General features: G+C 71.8%; 21 protein-coding genes. 6 read left to right on the top strand and 15 right to left on the bottom strand.

Annotated elements, in window-relative coordinates; genetic code table 11:
• Nucleotides 1-38: 38 nt before the first annotated feature.
• Nucleotides 39-2915: a UPF0182 family membrane protein gene (locus tag ACZ3HQ_RS02095; RefSeq protein WP_467507964.1), complete on the bottom strand. Its 2877-nt coding sequence runs from the start codon at nt 2913-2915 to the stop codon at nt 39-41.
• A gap of 157 nt (nt 2916-3072) precedes the next feature.
• Here ACZ3HQ_RS02095 and ACZ3HQ_RS02100 point away from each other — a divergent pair, with 157 nt between their 5' ends.
• The gene (locus tag ACZ3HQ_RS02100) at nt 3073-3621 is read left to right on the top strand and encodes a PPA1309 family protein (protein WP_467507183.1); all 549 of its coding nucleotides are present in this window, start codon (nt 3073-3075) and stop codon (nt 3619-3621) included.
• 66 nt (nt 3622-3687) lie between these two features.
• On the opposite strand, the gene ACZ3HQ_RS02105 is transcribed toward ACZ3HQ_RS02100, so the two are convergent.
• From ACZ3HQ_RS02105 to ACZ3HQ_RS02120, 4 genes are all read right to left on the bottom strand, one after another.
• A complete protein-coding gene (locus ACZ3HQ_RS02105; protein WP_467507184.1) occupies nt 3688-4785 on the bottom strand; it encodes a YlbL family protein in 1098 nt (365 codons plus the stop codon).
• Nucleotides 4786-4835: 50 nt separating this feature from the next.
• Entirely contained in the window at nt 4836-5009 is a 174-nt protein-coding gene (locus ACZ3HQ_RS02110; protein ID WP_165425490.1) for a hypothetical protein, read from the bottom strand.
• Between the two features lie 132 nt (nt 5010-5141).
• Entirely contained in the window at nt 5142-5603 is a 462-nt protein-coding gene (locus ACZ3HQ_RS02115; RefSeq protein ID WP_467507186.1) for a molybdenum cofactor biosynthesis protein MoaE, read from the bottom strand.
• 79 nt (nt 5604-5682) lie between these two features.
• Nucleotides 5683-6810: an SDR family oxidoreductase gene (locus ACZ3HQ_RS02120; RefSeq protein WP_467507187.1), complete on the bottom strand. Its 1128-nt coding sequence runs from the start codon at nt 6808-6810 to the stop codon at nt 5683-5685.
• Nucleotides 6811-7000: 190 nt separating this feature from the next.
• Here ACZ3HQ_RS02120 and ACZ3HQ_RS02125 point away from each other — a divergent pair, with 190 nt between their 5' ends.
• Nucleotides 7001-8473 (top strand): zinc-dependent metalloprotease, encoded by a 1473-nt coding sequence (locus tag ACZ3HQ_RS02125; protein ID WP_467507189.1) that lies wholly within the window; start codon nt 7001-7003, stop codon nt 8471-8473.
• On the top strand, nt 8470-8991 hold the full coding sequence (locus ACZ3HQ_RS02130; RefSeq protein WP_467507190.1) for an NUDIX hydrolase: 522 nt from the start codon (nt 8470-8472) through the stop codon (nt 8989-8991). Before ACZ3HQ_RS02125 ends, ACZ3HQ_RS02130 begins: the two co-directional genes overlap by 4 nt.
• A gap of 132 nt (nt 8992-9123) precedes the next feature.
• On the opposite strand, the gene ACZ3HQ_RS02135 is transcribed toward ACZ3HQ_RS02130, so the two are convergent.
• From ACZ3HQ_RS02135 to ACZ3HQ_RS02150, 4 genes are all read right to left on the bottom strand, one after another.
• Nucleotides 9124-9879 (bottom strand): AIM24 family protein, encoded by a 756-nt coding sequence (locus ACZ3HQ_RS02135; RefSeq protein WP_467507191.1) that lies wholly within the window; start codon nt 9877-9879, stop codon nt 9124-9126.
• 17 nt (nt 9880-9896) lie between these two features.
• Complete coding sequence (locus tag ACZ3HQ_RS02140; protein ID WP_467507193.1) at nt 9897-10577, bottom strand: AIM24 family protein; 681 nt, start codon at nt 10575-10577, stop codon at nt 9897-9899.
• A gap of 11 nt (nt 10578-10588) precedes the next feature.
• Entirely contained in the window at nt 10589-12244 is a 1656-nt protein-coding gene (locus tag ACZ3HQ_RS02145) for a TerD family protein (protein WP_467507194.1), read from the bottom strand.
• 111 nt (nt 12245-12355) lie between these two features.
• Nucleotides 12356-13030: a M48 metallopeptidase family protein gene (locus tag ACZ3HQ_RS02150; RefSeq protein WP_467507196.1), complete on the bottom strand. Its 675-nt coding sequence runs from the start codon at nt 13028-13030 to the stop codon at nt 12356-12358.
• Nucleotides 13031-13203: 173 nt separating this feature from the next.
• Here ACZ3HQ_RS02150 and ACZ3HQ_RS02155 point away from each other — a divergent pair, with 173 nt between their 5' ends.
• Both ACZ3HQ_RS02155 and ACZ3HQ_RS02160 read left to right on the top strand, forming a co-directional pair.
• Nucleotides 13204-14466 (top strand): TOMM precursor leader peptide-binding protein, encoded by a 1263-nt coding sequence (locus tag ACZ3HQ_RS02155; RefSeq protein WP_467507198.1) that lies wholly within the window; start codon nt 13204-13206, stop codon nt 14464-14466.
• A complete protein-coding gene (locus tag ACZ3HQ_RS02160; protein WP_467507200.1) occupies nt 14459-15865 on the top strand; it encodes an ABC1 kinase family protein in 1407 nt (468 codons plus the stop codon). The genes ACZ3HQ_RS02155 and ACZ3HQ_RS02160 overlap by 8 nt, the downstream gene beginning before the upstream one ends.
• A gap of 140 nt (nt 15866-16005) precedes the next feature.
• Here ACZ3HQ_RS02160 and ACZ3HQ_RS02165 read toward each other — a convergent pair whose 3' ends face one another.
• From ACZ3HQ_RS02165 to ACZ3HQ_RS02180, 4 genes are all read right to left on the bottom strand, one after another.
• Nucleotides 16006-16332, bottom strand: a complete 327-nt coding sequence (locus ACZ3HQ_RS02165; RefSeq protein ID WP_467507201.1) for a hypothetical protein — start codon at nt 16330-16332, stop codon at nt 16006-16008.
• An 11-nt stretch (nt 16333-16343) separates the two neighbouring features.
• On the bottom strand, nt 16344-16712 hold the full coding sequence (locus ACZ3HQ_RS02170) for a WhiB family transcriptional regulator (RefSeq protein WP_030807350.1): 369 nt from the start codon (nt 16710-16712) through the stop codon (nt 16344-16346).
• A 176-nt stretch (nt 16713-16888) separates the two neighbouring features.
• A complete protein-coding gene (locus ACZ3HQ_RS02175; RefSeq protein WP_467507202.1) occupies nt 16889-17209 on the bottom strand; it encodes a hypothetical protein in 321 nt (106 codons plus the stop codon).
• A gap of 140 nt (nt 17210-17349) precedes the next feature.
• Entirely contained in the window at nt 17350-19683 is a 2334-nt protein-coding gene (locus tag ACZ3HQ_RS02180) for an ATP-dependent DNA helicase UvrD2 (protein ID WP_467507203.1), read from the bottom strand.
• 88 nt (nt 19684-19771) lie between these two features.
• Between ACZ3HQ_RS02180 and ACZ3HQ_RS02185 the strand changes: the two genes are divergently transcribed.
• Nucleotides 19772-20029: a mycoredoxin gene (locus ACZ3HQ_RS02185; RefSeq protein ID WP_161147073.1), complete on the top strand. Its 258-nt coding sequence runs from the start codon at nt 19772-19774 to the stop codon at nt 20027-20029.
• Nucleotides 20030-20103: 74 nt separating this feature from the next.
• On the opposite strand, the gene nudC is transcribed toward ACZ3HQ_RS02185, so the two are convergent.
• Nucleotides 20104-21048: an NAD(+) diphosphatase gene (gene nudC, locus ACZ3HQ_RS02190; protein ID WP_350744656.1), complete on the bottom strand. Its 945-nt coding sequence runs from the start codon at nt 21046-21048 to the stop codon at nt 20104-20106.
• Between the two features lie 151 nt (nt 21049-21199).
• On the bottom strand, nt 21200-22606 hold the full coding sequence (locus ACZ3HQ_RS02195; protein ID WP_467507205.1) for a dipeptidase: 1407 nt from the start codon (nt 22604-22606) through the stop codon (nt 21200-21202).
• Nucleotides 22607-22609: the final 3 nt, after the last annotated feature.

A 22609-nucleotide genomic window follows, 5' to 3' on the forward strand; every position in this document is an offset into this window, starting at 1 on the left:
GTGTGTACAACTCTAGCACGGCGCGGGGGCGGGTTTGGTCAGTCGCCGCTGGTCCGGGGCTTCTCCGCCGCGGACTGGGCGTCCTCGGCCTTTTGCAGCGCGTTCTGGAGGTCCTTCTGCGCCTTGGCGTAGGCGTCCCAGTCCGGGCCGGACTTGAGGGCCTCCTGCCCGGCGTCGTACGCCTTCTGGGCGTCCTCCAGGGCCTGGCGGACCGTCGGGTTGGTGGAGGACGGCGGTTCGGTGGTGCCGGACTCCGGCGGCTCGGAGCCCTTGACCCCGAAGACCTTGTCCAGCGCCTGGTCCAGGGTGTCCTCGAAGGCGGTACGGCCCTCGTAGGTCACCAGCACCTTGCGCAGCAGCGGGTACTTCAGGGTGCCGCCGCGCACGTACACCGGCTCCGCGTACAGCAGGCCGCCGTCCAGCGGGACGGTGAGCAGGTTGCCGTACTCCACCTGGGAGTGACCCCGGCTCAGCAGGCTGATCGTCTCCGCGATGGACGGTTCGGAGTTGAACTGGCTCTGCACCTGCTTGGGGCCGTCGACCGTGGTGCTCGTCGGCAGCTTCAGGATTCTGATCTTGCCGTAGTCGCTGGCGCGCGGATCGGAGTCGACGGCCATGAACGCGCTCAGGTTGTCCCGGCCGTTCGGTGTGAAGGTCGTCGTCAGCGAGAAGACCTGCTGCTTCTGGTCCGGCATCTTCATGCTCAGGTAGTACGGCGGGACCGAGTCGCGGGAGTCGTTGGACGGGTCGTCCGGGACCTGCCACACCTCGCTGCCGCTGAGGAAGGTCTGCGCGTTGGTCACGTGGTAGCGGGTGAGCAGCTCGCGCTGGACCTTGAACAGGTCCTGCGGGTAGCGCAGATGGGCCATCAGCTCCGGGCTGATGTCCGAACGGGGCTTCACCGTGTGCGGGAACGCCTTCATCCACGTCTTGAGCACCGGGTCGGCGGAGTCCCACTGGTAGAGCTTCACGTCACCGGTGTAGGCGTCGACGGTCGCCTTGACGGAGTTGCGGATGTAGTTGACCTGGTTCTGCTGGGCCACCACCGCACGGGAGTTGTTGGTCGCGGTCAGCGAGTCGGCCGTGGTGTCCCCGAGTGTGGTGCGTGAGGCGTACGGGTAGCCGTTGCTGGTCGTGTAGGCGTCGACGATCCACTGGATGCGCCCGTCCACCACGGCCGGGTAGGCGTCGCCGTCGATGGTCAGCCAGGGCGCGACGGACTCGACGCGGTCCTTGGGGGTGCGGTTGTACAGGATGCGCGAACCGTCGCCGATCGCCCCGGAGTAGAGGATCTGCGGCTCGTTGAACGCCACCGCGTACGCCGCCCGGTTGAGCGGGTTGTCGAGGTTGACGCCGCTCTTTCCCTGGTAGCTGGTGGTCTTCTCGCCCTCGTCGTCGGAGTAGTCGATCTCCTTCTGGGGACCGCCGACGATGGAGTACGTGGTGGTCTTCTCGCCGTAGTAGACCTCCTGCTGGTACTCGCCGAGGTCGCCCTTGGAGGGCAGGTTCTTCTCGGTGAAGACCGGGCGGCCCTTGTCGTCCGACTCGGTGCCCTTGGCGGCGACCACGCCGTAGCCGTGGGTGTAGCGGAAGTGGTCGTTGATCCAGTTGTTCTTCGGGATGCCGTCGAGATTCAGCTCGCGCAGTCCGAGGACGGTGTCCTGCTCCTTGCCGTCCTTGGTGGGGTACCGGTCGACGTCCAGGTTGGTCGGGAAGCCGTAGTAGTTCCGGATCTGCTGGAGCTGCTGGAACGTGGGCGAGACCACGTTCGGGTCCATGATGCGGATGCTGGCGGTCTGGCCGACCTGGTCGCGCAGCTTGGTCTTGTCGTCCGTCGCGGCCCTGCCGGAGTACTCGCTGACCTGGGTGTGGTCGATGCCGTACGCCTCGCGGGTCGCCTTGAGGTTCTTCTGGACGTACGGGGCTTCCTTGGCCTGCTCGTTGGGCTGGACCTGGAACTTCTGCACGATGGCCGGGTAGAGGCCGCCGATCAGGACCGCGGAGAGCACCATCAGGCCGAAGCCGATGACGGGGAGCTGCCAGGTGCGCCGCCACAGGGTGGCGAAGAACAGCAGCGCGCAGATGACGGCGATGAAGAACAGGATGTTCTTGGCGGGCAGATAGGCGTTGGCGTCCACATAGCGCAGACCCGTCCAGTTGCCGGTCGCCCGGAAGTCGCTGGACTTCACCGCGAGGCCGTACCGGTCGAGCCAGTAGGCGACGGCCTTCAGGGACACGAAGACGCCGAGCAGCACCGAGAGATGACCGGTCGCGGCGGCCGAGGCGCGCGAACCGGGGCTGGTGACGCGCAGTCCGCCGTAGAGGTAGTGGGTGAGCGCGGCGGCGATCAGCGACAGGATGGCCGTGGCGAAGCCGAAGGCCAGCAGGAAGCGGTACCAGGGCAGGTCGAAGGCGTAGAAGGAGACGTCCCGGTGGAACTGGGGGTCCTTCTGGTGGAACGGCACGCCGTTGACCCACATCAGCCAGACCCGCCACTGGGCGGCCGCCGAGGCACCGGCGATGAGGCCGACCAGCGCGGTGACGGCGAGCAGCAGCCAGGTCTTGTACGGCGCGATCCCCATCCGGTACCGGTCGAGGCTCTGCTGCTCCATCGACATGGCGCTCAGCGGGGGCCGCATCCGGTGCGCGAGCCAGATGTTGAAGCCCACCGCGAGGGCCATCAGCAGACCGAAGACGAAGAACAGCCCGATCTTCGTCCACAGGGTGGTGGTGAAGACCGACGAGTAGTGCACCGACCGGTACCAGAGCCAGTCCGTCCAGAAGCCGGCGAACATGGTGAAGGCCATACCGAGGGCGGCCAGGACGCCCAGGGTCACGAGCAGGGTCCTCACCCGCCGGGACGGTCGGCCCGCCCTGATCCGTGGCCCCGTCGGGCCTCCGCCGCGGTCCGGCATCTGGAAAGCCAAGGTGCGCACCTCGAAGTCGCTGTCGATCCGTCAGACCCTCGTGTTCGCGGGCCCTTGGTGGCCCCCTGTGATCGCGGGCCCCCACCTATGCAACTTACTCACGGTTTACTCGGTTCCCGATTTCGGCCAGGAACGAGGCAGGATTGTGACCATGTCCAACACTCCCATGGCGGCGAGCCCGCTCACCCGGGCCGTACTCGAGATCGACGAGTACGCGTCCGGCCTCGGCTGGGACCAGCCGGCCCGCCTCTTCGCCCTCGTCGACACCGCGCGTCTGCGCACCCAGGAACCCTCCCTCGCGGCCCAGCTCGGCCTGGACGAGGAGACCGGCGCCACCGGCTTCACCCCGATCGAGCAGGACGAGGTCCCTGCCGACAAGGCGCTGGACGAGTTCCTCGCCACCATCGCCTGGCCCGACGCGGTGGTCGGCTGCGCGCTCACCGTGGAGCGCCTGATGCTGCCCTCGTCCGTCGACACGCAGGTCCCGCAGGGGCTCAGCGACGCCGAGCTGGCCAAGTGGGTGGCCGCGCGTCCGGAGCGCCAGGAGGTGCGGATGACGGTGGCGGTGCTGCGCGACGGCAACCGCGAGTCGGCGATCCGGCTGCGGGAGAAGGACGCGGCGACCGAGGTGCTGACCGGTCCCGACCTGGTGCCTGGGCTGGCGGAGGCACTGACGGCGACGTTCGCCGACTGATCTTCGTACCGCTCTTCGGTACCGCGTACGCGCGCGGGGGCGATCCCGCGCGCGTACGGCCGTTTCTCAGCCCTTGGTGGTGCACTCCGGCAGGTCGGCGGTGCGGCCCTCGCGGATGTCCTTGAGGGACTCCAGGGCGTCGCCGATCTTCTTCACCTTGACCAGGGTGAGGCCGCTCGGGGTGTCCTTGGCGGCGGAGGCACAGTTGTCGGCCGGGGTCAGGAAGTACTGGGCGCCCTTGGCGCGCGCGCCGACCGTCTTCATCTCGATGCCGCCGATGGGGCCGACCGTGCCGTCGTCGTCGATGGTGCCGGTGCCCGCGATGAACTTGCCGCCGGTGAGGCTGCCCGGGGTGAGCTTGTCGTAGATGCCGAGCGAGAACATCAGGCCCGCGCTGGGGCCGCCGACGTCGGCGAGCTTGATGTCGACGGTGAACGGGAAGGTGTGGTCGGTCCCGGCGGAGATCCCGACGACGGCCCGGTGGGCGCCCTTGTCGTCGGAGTCGGTGGTCGTGATCGTCACGTCCTGGGTCCTGGTCGCCGTACGGTGCGCCTTCTCGGCGGCCGCCTGCTCCTTGGCCGGGACCACGGTGAAGACGACCTTCTGGCCCGGCTTGTGCTTGGTGACCAGCTTGGCCACGTCGGAGGGCTGCTTGACCGGCGTACCGTCCACGGCCTTGATCACGTCGCCCGCGTGCAGCCTGCCCTCGGCCGGGGAGTCCTTGATCACCGTGGAGACGATCACCCAGGACGTCACCGGGATGTGCAGCTCCTTCAGGGCGGCGACCTTGGCGCTCTCCTGCGACTGGCTGAACTCCTCGGCGTTCTCCTGGGTGGACTGCTCCTCGGTCTTGCCGTCGGGGTACAGCGTGTCGTGCGGGACGACCTTGGTGTCGTGCGCCAGCCAGCCGTAGACCGCCTCGACCAGGTTCATCCGGAAGTCCGCGCTGGTCACCCGGACGGTGGTCATGTTCAGGTGGCCGTCGGCCGGATAGGTGCGGTGGCCCGAGACCTGGAGCACCGGCTCGCCGTCGTGCTCCCCGAGCGTGTTCACGGTCGGCCCCGGCGACATCTCCGCGTACGGCACGGGGATGAGCACTCCCGCGCAGAGCAGCGCGATCAGCATCAGGGTGGACGCGAGCATCGTCGCGGTACGGCGTGGCATGGCACGACAGTACGGGACACGCGTGTCGGCGCCCCGTCAGGGCACCCCCGTCAGGCGCCGGGAGCGCCCGTGTGGGACTTCTCCATGGCCTCGCGGAAGCGCGCGTAGCCGTCGAGTTCGGGGCCGTCCCCGCGGGTCCTGCGGGTCCGGTTGGCCCAGCTTCCCCACAGACCGGCCGCGACCGCGGCGATGAACGGAATCAGCAACCAGACGAGCACCGCCATGCCGACCTCCCAACCCCATGAGTGTCCGCTGCGAACTGAGTGATCAGCAGATTAACCATTCGCAGGGACAACGCTCACGCGCGGGGGGCGGTTACGCAACCGGAGCACCCGATGGGCCGAACGTCACCGCCTTCAGCAGGCGCCGACCCACTCCTCGGTGCCGTCGGAGAAGCGCTGGTGCTTCCAGATCGGCACCTCGTGCTTGATGTCGTCGATGAGCTTCCGGCAGGCGTCGAAGGCCTCGGCCCGGTGCGGGCACGCCACGCCGACGACGACGGCGAGGTCGCCGACGGCCAGGTCACCCACCCGGTGGACGGCCGCCAGGGCGCGCACCGGGTACTCCGCGACGACCTTCTCCGCGACACGCCGCATCTCGTCGGTGGCGGAGGGGTGGCAGGAGTAGCCGAGGGCGTCGACGTCCGCGCCCCCGTCGTGGTTGCGTACCGTGCCCACGAACAGCGAGATCCCGCCCGCCGCCTCGTCCCCGAGCGCGGCGAACACCTCGTCCACCGAGAGGGGCGTGTCCCGGACGCCGATCAGCCTGATGGGGCTGGGAGCCGCCTGCTCACCGGGGTGTTCGTTCGTGAGTGCCATGTCTCCATGGTGCCGCACGGCGCGCGGGGGGCGGAACGCGACGCTCGGCCGGGTGGGCGTGCGGGGGCTCTCCGGGCGCTCAGATACGGCGCCGTGCCTTGCGGGCCCGGCGGACCACCGCCGCCGCGCCCAGCAGGGCCACGGTCGCGCCCGCCGCGCCGGCCGCGGTGGCGTCCTTGCGGCCGAGCCTGCGCCCGGCGACCGTGTGCCGGCCGGAGACCTCCGCCAGCAGCTCGGCGAGCACGTCCTCGTTCGTCCAGCGGGGCCGCCACCCGGCCTCGTGCAGCCGGCTCCCGCTGACCACCCAGGGGTACATCGTGTACGCCAGGTCGCCCGCCGGGGACGGGGTGAGCCCGATCCGGTGCAGCCGGGCGGCGGCGCCGAGGGCCACCGCTGAGGGCAGCTCCATGCGCCGGATGCCGCTCAGCTCCTCGACCTCCTCCTGCTCCAGCCAGCCGTCGCAGCCGACGGCGAGTTCCCCGTCGACCTTCTCCAGCACGGCGTACTCCAGCGCCGAGCACAGGTCCTCGACGTGGCAGAACTGCCAGGCGGGCCGGGAGTCAGCGACCACGAGCAGCCGGGGCGACTCGAAGTACCGGGTCAGCGCGGTGTCGGTGCCGCCGACCAGCAGGGCGGGACGTACGACGGTGACGTTCAGGCCGGGGTGCGCGCGGGGCGCGCGGCGGGCCAGGCGCTCGATCTCCAGCAGGTCGGCGACGCCGGTGGCCTCGGCGGTGGCGCGCAGCTCGGCGTCCTCCGAGAGCGGCAGCTCGTTGTCCGGCAGGGCGCCGTAGACCATGGCCGACGTGCACAGCACGACCCGGTGCACCCCGGCGGCGGCCGCGGCGGTGAGCACGGTCTGGGTGCCGCGCACGTTGTAGGCGGTGCGGGCGGCGGTGTCGCTGCCCAGGTCCAGGTCGAGCGCGAGGTGGACGACCACGTCGGCGCCGCGCAGCTTCTCCGCGATGGCCGGGTCCCGCACGTCGAGGATGTGCCACTCGGCCTCGGCGCACTCCCCGCGCCGCTCGTCGATGGCCACGACCTGCCGGATCTCCTCGGACGCCGCGAGCCGCTCGGTCAGCAGCGCGCCGATCCCGGTGGCGGCGCCGGTGACCGCGACGACGGGCCCGCGCACCGCGGGCGAGGGCGATGCGGGCGGAGATGAGGGGTTTCGCGCTGCGCGAACCTGCGGATCTGGGGAACTCACCGGGCGTCTCCAGCGGTTGTCTTCAGTACGAGCGCGGACGACGCGCCCGTACCAGGTGCATCCATCCTGCCGCAGCCCATCTGTGGGCGAAGCACCGAGGCCCTATCCGGTCCGGGTGTCTACGCTGGGTGGTGAAGTCGGGCAGCCGCGCCGCCGGGAGAACCGGTGGCCTTACCAGCCGAGGAACCCCGTGAGTGACACCCCATTCGGATTCGGCCTTCCGCCGGAGGAGCCGGACGACGGCGACGAGGGCAAGAAGAAGGACCAGCAGAGCGGTGGTGGGCAGGGACCGGCCGACCCGTTCGGTTTCGGCAGTCTGCCGGGAGCCGGGGGCTTCGGCGGTCCCGGCGCCGACAACCCGCTCGCCGCGATGTTCGGCTCGCTGAACCCCAACGACCTGGGCGCGGCGTTCCAGCAGCTCGGCCAGATGCTCTCCTACGAGGGCGGCCCGGTGAACTGGGACATGGCCAAGCAGATCGCCCGCCAGACGGTCGCCCAGGGCACGCAGGACGGCGTCAAGGACGCCAGCGTCGGCCCGGCCGAGCGCTCCGCGGTCCAGGAGGCGGTGCGCCTGGCCGACCTGTGGCTGGACGACGCGACCTCGCTGCCCTCCGGCGCCAACACCTCCGTGGCCTGGTCGCGCGCGGAGTGGGTCGAGGCGACGCTCCCGGCCTGGAAGGCGCTGGTCGACCCGGTCGCCGAGCGGGTCGGCGCGGCCATGGGCGATGTCCTGCCGGAGGAGATGCAGGCCATGGCGGGCCCGCTGATCGGCATGATGCGCTCGATGGGCGGCGCCATGTTCGGCACCCAGATCGGGCAGGCCGTCGGCGTGCTCGCGGGCGAGGTCGTCGGTTCCACCGACATCGGCCTGCCGCTGGGTCCGGCGGGCAAGGCCGCGCTGCTCCCGGTCAACATGGAGGCGTTCGGCAAGGACCTGGGCGTCCCCATGGACGAGGTGCGGCTGTACCTCGCCCTGCGCGAAGCGGCCCACCAGCGCCTCTTCGCCCATGTGCCGTGGCTGCGCTCGCACCTCTTCGGCGCGGTCGAGGGATACGCGCGCGGCATCAAGGTCGACACCGCCAAGCTGGAGGACGTGGTCGGCCAGTTCGACCCGCAGAACCCCGAGCAGCTTCAGGACGCGCTCCAGCAGGGCATGTTCCAGCCCGAGGACACGCCCGAGCAGAAGGCGGCTTTGGCCCGGCTGGAGACCGCACTCGCGCTGGTCGAGGGCTGGGTGGACGCGGTGGTCCACGCGGCCGCGAAGCCGCGTCTGACCTCGGCCGACGCGCTGCGCGAGACGCTGCGCCGCCGTCGCGCGAGCGGCGGTCCGGCCGAGCAGACCTTCGCCACGCTGATCGGCCTGGAGCTGCGCCCGCGCCGGCTGCGCGACGCCTCCCGTCTGTGGGCCTCGCTCACCGACGCGCGCGGCGTCGACGGCCGGGACGACCTGTGGCACCACCCGGACATGCTGCCGACGGCCACCGACCTCGACGACCCGGACGGCTTCGTCCACCGCGAGCAGATGGACTTCTCCGAGCTGGACAAGATGCTCGGCGAGGCGGCCGGCGGCGGTGCGCGGAAGCCGGACCTCAAGAAGGACCAGGGCGCCGAGGGCACCGGGGGCGACAAGGGTGACGAGGGCAAGGGCGACAAGAGCGAGTGAGCCTGTACGACGACGCGGTCCTCGTGCTCAAGGGGTACGAGGGCCAGCCCGAACTGCGTGACACCTACCAGGCCCACCTCGCCGCCCACCCGGACGGCATCTGGCGCTCCTGCGACGCGGGCCACCTCACGGCCAGCGCCCTGGTGATCGACCCGGAGCACGGCCGCGTGCTGCTCACCCTGCACAAGAAGCTGCGGATGTGGCTCCAGATGGGCGGCCACTGCGAGCCGGGCGACATCTCCTTGGCGGGCGCGGCCCTGCGCGAGGCCACGGAGGAGTCCGGCATCGCCGGGCTGACCCTGCTCCCCGGCGGCCCGGTCCGCCTGGACCGGCACCCGATCCCGGCCCCGTGCCACTGGCACCTCGACGTGCAGTACGCGGTGCTGGCCCCGGTCGGCGCCGAGCAGGCGATCAGCGACGAGTCGCTGGACCTGCGCTGGTTCGGCTACGACGAGGTCGCGGACGTCGCGGACGAGTCGGTGGTCCAACTGCTGGAGGCCACGCGGTCGCGGCTGTGAGCGTGCGCGGGCCCTGGGCCGGTGATGCTGTGAGCGTGCGCGGGCCCTGGGCCGGTGATGCTGTGAACGTGTAAGGGGCGCCCGCCAACTGTGGGCGCCCCTTGCGTTCGCCGCGCTGTGCTCGTCGCGCCGTCAGCTCCAGACGTTGCCCTGGTTCTGCCCGCGCGCGCCCTGCTGGCCCATGCCGAACTGGGCCGCGACTCCGCCGCCTGTCTGCGCGTGCTGCGGCGGCAGCAGCTCGCTGGGCTGGACCAGGGCGAAGCCGGAACCCATGAAGCTCAGCTCCCAGCCCTCCCCGGTGCTGCCGCGCCGCCGCCACACCCCGGAGGAGTGGGTCTGGGCCTGCATCTGCACCCGCAGCGAGGTCGACCAGGCCACGATGGCGTCCGCGTCGCAGTTGACGTACTTGTCGGGCGTGACCTGCATCAGCAGCGGCGTGCCCGAGGTCATCAGGGCGACCTTGCCGCGGCCGGTGATGTTGAGCTGGTACTTCCCGGAGCCGGAGATGCCGTAGAGGCTGTCCACCGCGATGACCTCGTGGTGCAGCGAGGAGTCCATGGCGAGGACGTAGGAGCTGTCGACGGTCAGGCCCTCCTGCTCCACGTCCAGCAGGTGGACGTGCTGGGCCAGGTTGGCGAGGTAGACGGTGCCCTGGCCGTGACAGCGCATCAGGTCCAGGCCCTCGCCGGTGTGGGCCCGCGCCCGGCGCTGGCCCTGGCTGCGGTACTCGGCGTCGAACTCGACCATGCCCTGGTAGGCGACCATGGTGCCCTTGCGGGCCAGCAGGTCGTCATGGCCCTCCAGGGTGACGCGGAGCATCTGCGCGTTCTGCAGGCTCCAACGCTCCTGGGTCTGGAGGTCGTTGTGTGCGAAAAGCGGGCTCTGCATGGTGTCTGTGCTCCCCCTCAGCCCCGGAACCGGAGGCGGTCGGTGCTGTCCTCGCTGGGCTGGACGACGACGATGCCCTGCCCGGAGAAGGCCATCTGGTACGCCTCGCCGCTGCCCCGGCCGATCAGCGACTGCGCCTTGAAGCTGCGCTTGCCCTTCACCTTGAGGTTCGGGGACCACGCCACCAGGGCGTCCGGGTCGACGTAGGTCTCGTCCTCGCCGCCTCCGCAGTCCACCACGATCGGGGTGCCGCGCGAGGTCAGCGCGACCCAGCCCTGACCGGAGATCCGGGTGTTCCACAGGCCCTGCCCGGCGAACTTGGCGAGCCCCTTGACCCGCTCCACGCCCCAGGTGAGGCTCGCGTCGAAGGCGAGCAGATTGGTGGCGTTGACCGAGATGCCGTCGCCGTTGAGGTTGATCACGACCACGTCGGCGCCGTAGTCGGCGAGGTAGAGCAGGCCGTCGCCGGAGCACTTCATCAGCGGGGCGCCCTCACCGGTCATCCAGTCGCGGGCGATCTGGCGGACGGCGGGCGGGTTGGGCTCGTACTGGATGAAGCCCTCGTAGGCGACCATCGACCCCACGCGTGCCAGGAGGTCGTTGCCGGTCTGCAGGGCGACCTTCAGCATGTGGCTGCCGTGGGTCTCCATACGGGCGGTGACGGGTGCGGGGGCGAAGCCCGCGAGCGGCTGGTTCATGACGGGCTCCCTCAGACCTCGTACGGCTGGACGACGATGAAGTTGCCGGGCGCTCCCCGGAACTGGAGGTTCACGCTCTCCCCCGTGTCGCCCGCGTAGGCGTTGCGGCGCATCCGGACCTGGCTGGAGACGATCACCTGCGAGGCGGCCGACCAGGCGACCACCGCGTGGCAGTCGGCGAAGGTCGTCGGCGTCACCGGCAGCACGACGGGCGTGCCGTGCGTCTTGACGACGAGCGTGCCGGTGCCCTGGAACTGCATGATGAACAGCGCGCCGCCGGGGATGCCGTGGCCCTCGATGCGGCGGACCTCGTACTGGAGGCTCTCGTCGAAGGCGAGGACGTTCTCCGCGGAGACGCAGATCGCGTCGCCCTGCAGCTCGATGGGGTGGAGGTGGGTGGAGTTGTCGGCGAGGAACACCTGTCCCTGGCCGGTGCAGCGCATCAACTGCATCTCCTGGCCGGTGGCGTTGCCGACGAGCCGGCCGGTGAATCCGGCGCCCTTGTAGTTGAAGTCGACCTTGCCCTGGTAGAGCACCATGCTGCCCTGCCGGGCCAGTACCGGCTGGCCGCCGGCGCCGAGGTCGACGCGGATCAGCTTGTGGTTCTGCTGGGTCCAGCGCTGCCCGGTGGGCGCCTCCTTGTACATCTGGAGCGCGGCGCCCACTCCGGCCGCTCCCTGGGGCGCACCCTGCGGGACGCTGTAGGAGGGGGTGCCGTGGCCCTGGCCGGGGACCTGGCCGTAGCCGGGGGGCACGGGGGCGGCCGGCTGGCCGCCGTGGGAGGGCGGCGTGTTGTAGCCGGGCGGGGTGGGTGCGGCCGGGGGCTGGCCGTATCCGGGTGGGGCCGGCGCTGCCGGGGGCTGGCCGTAGCCCGGTGGCAGGGGTGCGCTCGGCGGGGCGGGGTGGCCGAAGGCGGCCGGGGCCGGGCTGGGCGGCGGGAGGGTGCCGGCGGGCGGGGTCAGGGGTTCGACCAGGGTGGGAGCCGCGTGCACGTCGGGCCGGGGCGCCGCAGGCGGGGTGACCGTCTGGGGCGCGGGGGGTGTGGCCGGTCCGCCGGGCACGGCGAAGGCGGGCGGCGCGAAGCCGGGGGCGGCGGGCGGCGCGGCGGCCTCCGGCTGGGCCGGCGCGGGCGCCTCCTCCTCGGCCACCTCGCCGCCGAAGTTCTTCAGCAGCGCCTCCAGACCGCCGTCGAAGCCCTGCCCGACCGCGGCGAACCGCCAGACGTCCTTGAGATAGAGGTCGCCGAGCATGACGGCGCGCTCGGTGGTGAACTCCGCGCCGGTGAAGGAATACCGCGCGACCTCCTCGCCGCCCGCCACGATCCGCAGATAGCCGGGCGCGATCCGGGACATCTGCCCGTCGCCGTCGATGGTCGCGGTGAAGGACAGCTTGTGGATGCCGGCCGGAATCCGGTCCAGCGTGACCCGGAACGACTCGGTGTCGCCCGCCTGGGCGCCCAGCAGTTGGATGGACTCCTCGGGCGACTTCGGCTGGTTGAAGAAGACGAAGTACCGGTCGTCGGAGAGCCGTTCGTCGGCGTCGAGGCCGAAGCAGCTTATGTCGAAGGTCAGTCCTGGAGCGGAGATCTGCACGCCCACGTACAGATCCGTACCCGCGGTGAGGTCACTGATCCGGGCCTTGTGGCCGCGTTGGAATTCCCTGGACATGCGTTACGTCCGTCCCCCGTCCCGAAAGCAGTTGCGTCGCGTCAGGCTAACCGCAAATACCGACATCGGCCTCAGCCGGTACAGACCCGGTACAGAACCGCGGCCCGCACCTCACACCTCCTCGCCCTCGTCCTCGTCCTCGTCCTCGTCCTCGTCGTCCGTCACGTCCGGCGGCAGGCCCGGCTGCCGGGAGGTGGCGGTCACGCCCTCCAGATAGCCGCGCGCCCGCTCGGTGCGCGGGTAGGACTCCAACAGCCGCCAGAAGTCCGGGCCGTGACCGGGCACCAGCAGATGCGCCAGCTCGTGGCAGAGCACGTAGTCGACCACGTACTCGGGCATCCCCCGCAGCCGGTGCGAGAGCCGGATGGTGCCCTCCGCCGGGGTGCACGAGCCCCAGCGGGTGTTCTGGTTGGTCACCCAGCGCACCGACCGGGGCCGCGCCCGGCCCTCGAAGTACCGCTCCGACAGCCGTCCGGCGCGCTCGGCCAGTTCGGTGTCACCGCCGGGCACGGTCCGTCTCGCCTCCTTGGCGGCGAGCCGGTCGAGCATGGCGGTGACCCAGCGCCGCTCCTCCGCCTTGGACATGCGGGCGGGGATCAGCACGATGGTGCGGTCGCCCTCGCGGTAGGCGGAGACGGTCCGGCGGCGCCGGTCGCTCCGTCTCACTTCGACGGGGCCGTGTGCGGCGGGCGGCTGCTGTTCGGTCGGTTCGGTGGGCACGTCTCGAAGGTACCCGTCGGCGCGGACGGCGGGCCGGGCCTGTGGACAGCGGAATCCCCTTGTCATCAGCTCGTACGACGATCACTCCGCGCCTGTGGACAACTTTCGGCACGGATTCCGGAGCCCCGCCATGCTGGCAGTTGTCGGAACGAGCGGGACCGGCTCGGCCGACGTACGAGAGGCAGAAGGACGCACGCCCGGCCGGGGTGTGCGCGAGACCTGGGAGACGGGGGCCTGTCATGCATCCGATGGTGAAGCCGGCGCTGCGGCGTGGCTGGCGCGATCTCGGCACCGTGCAGTTCGGGATGACTCCCGCGCACGCGATCACTCTGGGTCCGGTGGACCTGGCCACGGGCAGCTTCCTGGACCTGCTCGACGGCACCCGTGACGTGGCGTTACTGCGGGAGGAGGCCCGCCGGCTGGACCTGCCCGACGGCCACGCCGACCGGCTGGTCGGCCGGCTGGGCCGGGCGGGCCTGCTCGACGACACGCGGGACTGTTCCCCGGCCGCGACCGCGCTGCGGGAGAGAGGGGAGGCGCTGGAGCGGCTGCGTCCCGACCTCGCCTCGCTGTCGCTGACCACGGCGGAGCCGGGCGGCGCGCTCACCCGCCTCGCCGCCCGGCGTGCCATGCGGGTGCGGGTGCTCGGTGCGGGCCGGGTGGGGTCCGTGCTGGCGGCGCTGCTCTCCGGGGCGGGGGTCGGGGAGGTCGACGTGCGGGACGTGGGCCGGGTGCAGTCGTGGGACGTGGCGCCGGGCGGACTGCCGGCGGAGGCGGTGGGCGAGCGGCGGGACGAGGCGGCGCGGGCTGCGGTGCGCCGTGCGGCACCGGACCGCCCACCCCGCCGGCCCCGGCACGGCAGGCTCTCCGGCCCGGGCCCGGACGACGAGCCGGGGCTGTCGCTGGTGGTCCTCGCCCCGCGCGACGAGGTCGCGGTGCACGCCCCGGACCCGTTCCTCGCCGAGCCGCTCATGATCTCCGGCACTCCCCATCTCTACGCGGGTGTGGTGGAGGGCACCGGGGTCGTCGGGCCGCTGGTGCTGCCCGGCAGGACGGGGTGCGCGGGCTGTCTCCAGCAGCACCGCACCGACGAGGACGCGGCGTGGCCCCGGCTGATCACCCAGTGGCGTTCGGGCCGGGCACGCCGGGTGGGCGCCTGTGACCTGACCCTCGCCACGGCGGTCGCGGGACTCGCCGCGGCCCATGCCCTGAGCTTCCTCGACGGGGCCGGACCGGCGGCCACCGGCACCCGCTGGGAGGCAGCCCTACCCACTCTGACCTGGGAGTCTCACCCGGTCGCCCCGCATCCGGCATGCGGCTGCGGGGCGAAGGAGAGAAGGAGGGGAAGCACCCCGGCGCGGGCCGGGGAGAAAACCGAGGGGGAGCACTCCTCAACGCGAGGGCCGGCGCGCGCGACAATGGCGGTGCAACGGCCGTCGGCCGAGCGGCGACGCGAGACCGGCGCGGCGCGGCCGGCAGGGACTTGGAGGGCGCATGTCTGATCTTCCCCGGAAGGCGGTCACCCGGACCGCGAAGCTCGCCGCGCTCCCGCTCGGCTTCGCCGGCCGGGCCACCTGGGGGCTGGGCAAGCGGATCGTGGGCGAGTCGGCCGAACTCGTGGGGCGGGAGCTTCAGCAACGAACTGCCGAGCAGCTCTTCAAGGTCCTCGGTGAGCTGAAGGGAGGCGCGATGAAGTTCGGGCAGGCCCTGTCCGTCTTCGAGTCCGCGCTCCCTGAGGAGGTCGCCGGGCCCTACCGTGCCGCGCTGACCAAGCTTCAGGAAGCGGCGCCCCCGATGCCGACCCGCACGGTGCACGCCGTGCTGGCGGAGCGGATGGGCGAGGACTGGCGGGAGCTGTTCCTGGAGTTCGAGGACAAGCCCTCGGCGGCGGCCTCGATCGGCCAGGTGCACCGAGCGGTGTGGCACGACGGCCGGGAGGTGGCGGTCAAGGTCCAGTATCCGGGCGCCGGTGAGGCACTGCTCTCGGACCTCGGTCAACTGAGCCGGTTCGCCCGCCTGTTGGGCCCACTGATCCCCGGCATGGACATCAAGCCGCTGATCGCGGAGTTGAAGGACCGGGTCTCCGAGGAGCTGGACTACGAGCTGGAGGCGCAGGCCCAGGCCGCGCACGCGGTGGAGTTCGCGGACGATCCGGACGTACTGGTCCCGGCGGTGGTGCACCAGTGCGAGCAGGTGCTGGTGACCGAGTGGATCGACGGCATCCCGCTGTCGGAGATCATCTCCGACGGCACCGAGGAGCAGCGCGACCGGGCCGGGCAACTGCTGGCGCGCTTCCTCTTCTCCGGCCCGGCCCGCACCGGGCTGCTGCACGCCGACCCGCATCCGGGCAACTTCCGGCTGCTGCCGGTGGGCCCCGACGGCGAGGACGGCTGGCGGCTGGGCGTGCTGGACTTCGGCACGGTCGACCGGCTCCCCGGCGGGCTCCCCCCGACCATCGGGGTGGCGCTGCGGATGACGCTGGACGGCGACGCCGAGCCGGTCTACGAGATGCTGTGCGAGGAGGGGTTCATCAAGGAGTCCATGGAACTGGACCCCGACGCGGTCCTCGACTACCTGCTGCCGATCATCGAGCCCGCGCAGGTGGACACCTTCACCTTCACCCGCTCGTGGATGCGCGGCCAGGCGGCCCGGGTCGCCGACCCACGCTCCCCCGCGTACCAGCTCGGCAAGCAGCTCAATCTGCCGCCGTCCTACCTGCTGATCCACCGGGTCACGCTGAGCACCATCGGTGTGCTGTGCCAGTTGGGCGCGACGGTGCGGCTGCGGGACGAGCTGGAGGACTGGCTGCCGGGGTTCCGTCCGGAGACGGAGCCGCCGGCGGAAGAGGTGCCGGCGTCCGAGGAGGAGGACCTGCCGGAGGTGCCCGCGGCCGGGGCGTAGGCGCGGGTCCGGCGGGGGCGGACATGCCTCGGGGGCCGGTCCGTTCGGCCGGACCGGCCCCCGAGGGGAAGGCTTCGCCTCCCTGAGCCGGGAGGCCACCGCTTCGGGTGGGTGCGCTCAGTGCGCGTCGAGGGCGGCGCCTACTGCATGACGGCGGCGGCGAGCGCACGGCGGGCACGCAGGGAGGCGCGCTCCGCCCGGCGCTGCATCCGCCGGGCGGTGGCCAGGCTCATGGCCCGGCGCTCCCGCTGGGCGTCGTGCAGGCGCTCGTGCATATGCGCACGAGCCAGGGCTTCTGGGATGAGTTGCATTTCGCGGGTCCTGTTCGTCTGGCGCGAGCCTGTCACGCCGCGGTTGTCGAGGTCTGGGGTCGCCGAGCCGGTGGGCTCGCTGGTGGACGGCTTCATCGGGGCCTGCTTCTTGGGGTCGTGCGTGAGGGGACGGTCGATCGTTCCTGCGGTGTTCATGCGTGCGACGTTCATGCCGTGACCGGGTTCTTGCGCGGGCGGCCGCGGGGCCGCTTCCGGGCGACGACGACGCCCTGGACGAACAGCTCCCCGCCCCAGACGCCCCAGGGCTCCCGGCGCTCCTTGGCCCCGGCGAGGCATGCCTCGACCAGCGGGCAGGTGCGGCAGAGCGACTTGGCGTACTCGACATCGGCCGGCGACTCGGCGAAGAAGACCTCCGGGTCGTAGGAACGGCAGGGGACGGGCACGCCGAGGTTCTCGATGGCGTCGTCGAGCGCGGTGAGCGCGGTGAGGGGGAGCAAGGCGGGGTCCTCCGTGGAGCCGAGCTGAGTGATCGCTTGTGAAGGCGGTACTGACGGGGCGTGCGCTTCGAGTTGCACGGGGTGTTTTCCTCGTCTGGTCGTTCCGGTCGGTGGACCGGGTGTCGGCTGGGTACCGGGTTCTCTTTTGTTGTCCCGAGGCGCCTTCGGGGTGTTCTCCCTGTTCGGGGAAAACAGAAGGGCCGCGGTTCCCGGATGGGGTTCCGCGGCCCTGAAGGCGCCTGCCTGATCGCCGATCAGGCTGGATCACTCCAGGGTTCTGGCCCACGGAAGGCCCACATCTGGTGGTGCTGCGTCTGCTTGCGGAATCCGGCACCGGCCGCCGCGAAGGCATAGGCGCCCTGCGCCTGTGCCTCTACCGCTGCCAGTGCCTTGGTCGGTCGCTCATTGCGCTCGCGGACAGGGAGGTCCGCAAAGAGCAGCGAGGAGGCCGGACGGGCGGCACGAATGCCGGACAGACCGGTGCCCTGGGAGGGCGTGCCGAGGATGCACAGGGAGACGGCCGGACGATCGGTCAGTTTGACCGGGCTGGTGATGATGGTCTCGATGCTGATCATTGGGCTCGCCTCCTCTCGGCGTCTTGGGGACCGGTGCGAATCGGTCCTCGGATATGGAAGTACAGCACGGATTCACAGCCTTCGAGAAGGCCGCCGTTTCCGTGCCTAGAACCTATGGGGATTCCCGGCGCGGGCGCAAACTATTTTTGCGACGAGTTCCGATCAGTCGTGGAAGGCTCGTCCACGGGGGCGGTGCCGGCCTCCTGGCCTGCGCAGATGGCCAGTACGTCGGTGCCGTAGCGGCGCAGCTTGCGGTCCAGGACGCCGGGGATGCGGGAGAGTTCGGCCGCGCAGTCGGGGCGGGTCTCGGCGATGGCCATCAGGGTGCGGTCGGTGAAGACGCAGAAGTCCGGCTGTCCGCTCTGTCCCGCCTCCACCGCCCGCCACTCCCGCAGCCGCTCGTACAGACCCTCGTCCATGTCGGAGGGGCAGTCCTCACAGCGCATCAGCTTCATCTCGCCGGCGTCGGTGAGGGTGCGGCCGCAGACCCGGCAGCGGGCCGGGGTGCGCTGGGCGCGCCGGGGGGCGGCCGGGAGTCCGCCGGGGGTGCCGCGCTCGACGCCGCCGGTGCCCATCGCCGCGCGGCCGACGGTGGCGGTGGAGCCGGGGCGCAGGCCGTCGAGGAAGCGGCTCGGTTTGCGGCCCGCCCGTCCGCCGGGCGAGCGGGCGAGCGACCAGGAGAGGTGGAGCCGTTCGCGCGCGCGGGTGACGCCGACGTAGAGGAGGCGGCGCTCCTCCTCGATCTGTTCGTCGGTCCTGGCGTAGGTGATCGGCAGCATGCCCTCGGCCACGCCGACCAGGAAGACGGCGTCCCACTCCAGGCCCTTGGCCGCGTGCAGGGAGGCGAGGGTGACGCCCTGGACGGTCGGGGCGTGCTGGGCGGTGGCCCGCTCGTCCAGCTCCGCGACCAGGTCGCTCAGGGTGGCCCCCGGGTGGGCGGCGGCGAAGTCGTGGGCGAGGGCGACCAGCGCGGCCAGCGACTCCCAGCGTTCGCGGACGGCGCCCGACCCGGCCGGGGGTTCGCTGCTCCAGCCCTCGCCGGAGAGCACGGCGCGGACCTGGGAGGGCAGGTCGACCGCCTCGTCCAGCAGGGAGTCGTTGCCGCCGAAGCGGGCGGCGGCACGCAGGGCGACGCTCGCCTTGCGCACCTCGGGCCGGTCGAAGAAGCGCTCGGCGCCGCGCAACTGGTAGGGGACGCCGGCGTCGGCCAGGGCCTGTTCGTAGGTCTCGGACTGCGAGTTGGTGCGGAACAGCACGGCGATCTCGGCGGCCGGGGTCCCGGCGGCGATCAGCTCGCGGATGCGGCGGGCGGCACCCTCGGCCTCGGCGGGCTCGTCGGTGTACTCGGTGAAGACGGGTTCGGGACCCTGGGCGCGCTGGGAGACCAGTTCCAGCCGGTGGTCGGCGGCGCGGCCGTGGGCCTGGGCGAGCAGGCCGTTGGCGAGGCGGACCACCTGGGGGGTGGAGCGGTAGTCCCGGACCAGCTTGACCACGGTGGCGCCGGGATGGCGGAGCCGGAAGTCGAGGAGATGGTCGGGGGTTGCACCCGTGAACGAGTAGATGGTCTGGCTGGCGTCGCCCACGACGCACAGGCTGTCGCGGTCGCCGAGCCAGAGTTCGAGCAGCCGCTGCTGGAGCGGGCTGACGTCCTGGTACTCGTCCACCACGAAGTGCTGGTACTGGGCGCGTACCTGGTCGGCGATGTCGTGCCGGTCCTGGAGGACGGCGACGGTGAGCAGCAGCACGTCCTCGAAGTCGATGACGGCGCGGTCGCGCTTGAGGTTCTCGTAGGCCGCGTAGAGGTGGGAGATCTCGGCCGGGTCGCGCGGGGTCTCGCGACCCGCCTTCACGGCCGCGTACGGATAGTCGGCGGGGACGGTCTGGGTGACCTTGCACCACTCGATCTCGGCGGTGGCGTCCCGCAGCTCGCCCCGGTCCAGGCGGAGACCGCAGGCGGCGGCCGCGTCGGCGACCAACTGGATCTTGCGGTCGACCAGCCGGGGCAGCCCGCCGCCGATCGCTTTCGGCCAGAAGTACTGGAGCTGGCGGAGCGCGGCGGAGTGGAAGGTGCGGGCCTGCACGCCCTGGGCGCCGAGCTGGCGGAGCCGGCCGCGCATCTCGCCGGCCGCGCGGTTGGTGAAGGTGACGGCGAGCACGCTGGACGGCTGGAGCAGGCCCGAGCGCACCCCGTACGCGATGCGGTGGGTGATCGCGCGGGTCTTGCCCGTGCCTGCTCCGGCCAGGACGCACACCGGCCCGTGCAGGGCGGTGGCGACCTCGCGCTGCTCGGGGTCGAGCCCTTCGAGCACCGCGTCGGCCGAGTCCGGGGTCCGCGGGAAGAGAGGGGAGGGCGTTGCTGCTGTCACATGGCCATGCTGCCAGGTCGGCCGGGACCGGCGCGCCGGTTGTCCACAGGCGGGCCCTGATAGTCGTTTTAATGCGGCGGGTGTCACAGCGGCCGGTGCGGCGGGCATCACATGCGTGGGAATTCATGCCGGGCTCCGCACGTTTGCCCTGTGCACGACGTTGGACGTACCCCCGGCCGCCTGAGGAGCGCGAGACATGCAGGGCACTGTGACGATGTACAGCACGACTTGGTGCGGTTACTGCCGCCGGCTGAAGGGCCAGCTCGACCGGGAGGGCATCCCCTTCACCGAGATCAACATCGAGCACGACCCCGAGTCCGCCGCGTTCGTGGAGAAGGCGAACGACGGCAACCAGACGGTGCCGACCGTGCGCGTCGTGCCGTCCGGCGGTGGCTCCGAGGTCGTCATGACCAACCCGAGCCTCGCCCAGGTGAAGCAGGCCCTCGGCGCCTGACCCCTGAGAACCGCGAGAACCCCGGCCCCCCCGTGAACAAGGGCGGCCGGGGTTTTCTCGTGCTCGGAACGCCTCTAGAACGCGCTCCGGGTCGGCAGCGGCTTGCCGTACCACATCTCGATCAGACGGGCGGCGATGGAGATGCCGTAGGGCGGCAGCACCTCGCCGGACTCGAAGGCGGCGCCCAGCTCGTCGCGGGAGAACCAGCGGGCCTCCTCGATCTCCTCGCCGTCGGCGTCGATCTCGGTGGAGGTGGCGTGGGCGAAGAAGCCCAGCATCAGGCTGGACGGGAACGGCCAGGGCTGGCTGGCGACGTACTCGACCTCGCCGACCGTGATGCCCGCCTCCTCGAAGACCTCGCGGCGCACCGACTGCTCGATGGACTCGCCGGGCTCGACGAAGCCGGCCAGCGTGGAGAAGCGGCCCTCGGGCCAGTGCACCTGGCGGCCGAGCAGGATGCGGTCCTGGCCGTCGGTGACCGCCATGATCACCGCCGGGTCGGTGCGCGGGTAGTGCTCGGCGCCGCACGCCTGGCACCGGCGGATGTGCCCGGCGGCGGCGATGACGGTGCGCTCGCCGCAGCGGGAGCAGAAGCGGTGGGTGCGCTGCCAGTTCTCCAGGCCGACCGCGTGCACCATCAGCCCGGCGTCGCGCGGGGAGAGCAGCAGGCCCGCCTCGCGCAGCCCGGCGGGGCGGGCGGACTGGTCGATGCGGCCGGGCAGGGAGTCCTTCTGGAGCGCGAAGTAGCTGACGCCGTCCTCGTCCTCGCCCAGGAAGTAGCGGTGGGCCTCGGTGAGGGGGGCCTCGAAGGAGGGAGTCATGACGAGCTCGGTGCGCCCGTCGGGCGTCTCGTCGATGAGCACCTGGCCGCCGGAGACCACGAAGCAGCGGGTCGTGGGGTGGCTCCACGCCGCCGCGAGCCAGGCTTCGTCGAGCCGGTGGTGGGCGGCTCGGTCGATGCCGCTCGGGGCGGTGAGCGAGATGGGTCGGTCAGCGGTGTGGTCGGTCCGGGTGGTCACTGGTGCTTCCAACTCCCCCAATGGAACGGTCGGTTCGGCGGGCGGTTCGGCGGGTTACGGGTCAGGGGCACCGCGGCCGGGCGGGGGCGGCCGGGCCGGGCGGTCCCTCCAGTGTGCCCGGCGCACGGTGCCGTTCCCGAACGGCGGCTGTTCAGCAGGGGGCGGGGCGCCAGTTCTCGGCGAGGTCGCTCCACAGGTATGCGCTGGTCTCGACGCCCTTGAAGAGCGGGTCCAGCTCGACCTTCTCGTTCGGCGCGTGCCAGCCGTCGGAGGGTACGGAGATGCCGAGGAAGAGGACCGGGGCGCCGAGCACCTCCTGGAGGTCGGCGGCGGGGCCGGAGCCTCCTTCGCGGGTGAACCGCACCGGCTTGTCGAAGGCGCGGCCCATCGCGCGGGCGACGGACTGCAGGGCCGGGTGGTCGAGCGGGGTGAGGCACGGGCGCGTACCCGGGCTGAATTCGGTCTCCAGCCGGATTCCGGCGGGCACCTGCCGCTCGGCCCAGTCCTGTACCGCCTTCTCGACCGTGCCGAGGTCCTGCCCGGCGACCAGCCGGAAGGACAGCTTCACCACGGCCGAGGAGGGGATGATCGTCTTGCTGCCGGCGCCCTGGTAGCCGCCGCCGATGCCGTTGACCTCGGCGGTCGGGCGGGCCCAGACGCGCTCCAGGGTGCTGTACCCGGCCTCGCCGTGCGCCGCGTGCGACTTGGCGGTGCGCAGCCACTCGGCCTCGTCGAAGGGCAGCTCGGCGAAGAGGGCACGCTCTTGTTCGGTCAGCTCCACGACGCCGTCGTAGAAGCCGGGGACGGCCACGCGCCCGTGCTCGTCGTGCAGGGCGGCGACCAGGCGGGCGGCGGCGGTGGCCGGGTTGGGCACGGCGCCGCCGAAGGAGCCGGAGTGGATGTCCTGGTCGGGGCCGTACAGCCGGATCTCGCACTCGGCCAGGCCCCGCATGCCGGTGCACACCGTGGGGGTGTCCTCGGACCACATGCCGGTGTCGGAGACGATCACGGCGTCGGCGGCGAGCCGCTCGGCGTGCTCCTCGACCAGGGCGCGGAAGTTCGGGGAGCCGGACTCCTCCTCGCCCTCGATCAGCAGCTTGAGGTGGACGGCCGGAGCGGTGCGGCCGGTCGCGGCGAGGTGGGCGCGGACGCCGAGTGTGTGGAAGAACACCTGGCCCTTGTCGTCGGCGGCCCCGCGCGCGTGCAGCCGGTTCCCGCGTACGACGGGCTCGAAGGGGTCGGTGTCCCAGCCGTCCTCGCGGGCGGCGGGCTGGACGTCGTGGTGGCCGTAGACCAGCACGGTGGGTGCGCCGGGGTCGTCCGAGGGCCACTCGGCGTAGACGGCCGGGGCGCCCGCGGTGGGCCAGACCTCGGCCACCGGGAAGCCGGTCCCGGTCAGTTTGGCGGCGAGCCAGTCGGCGCTGCGGCGGACATCGGGGGCGTGCTCCGGCTGGGCGGACACGGACGGGATGCGCAGCCACGCGGCGAGGTCGTCGAGGAAGGCGGCGCGGTGTCGTTCGATGTACGCGTGGACGGCGCTGTCCGGGGTCTGGCTCATGCT

Source organism: Streptomyces sp. NPDC018263 (genome assembly GCF_055562575.1).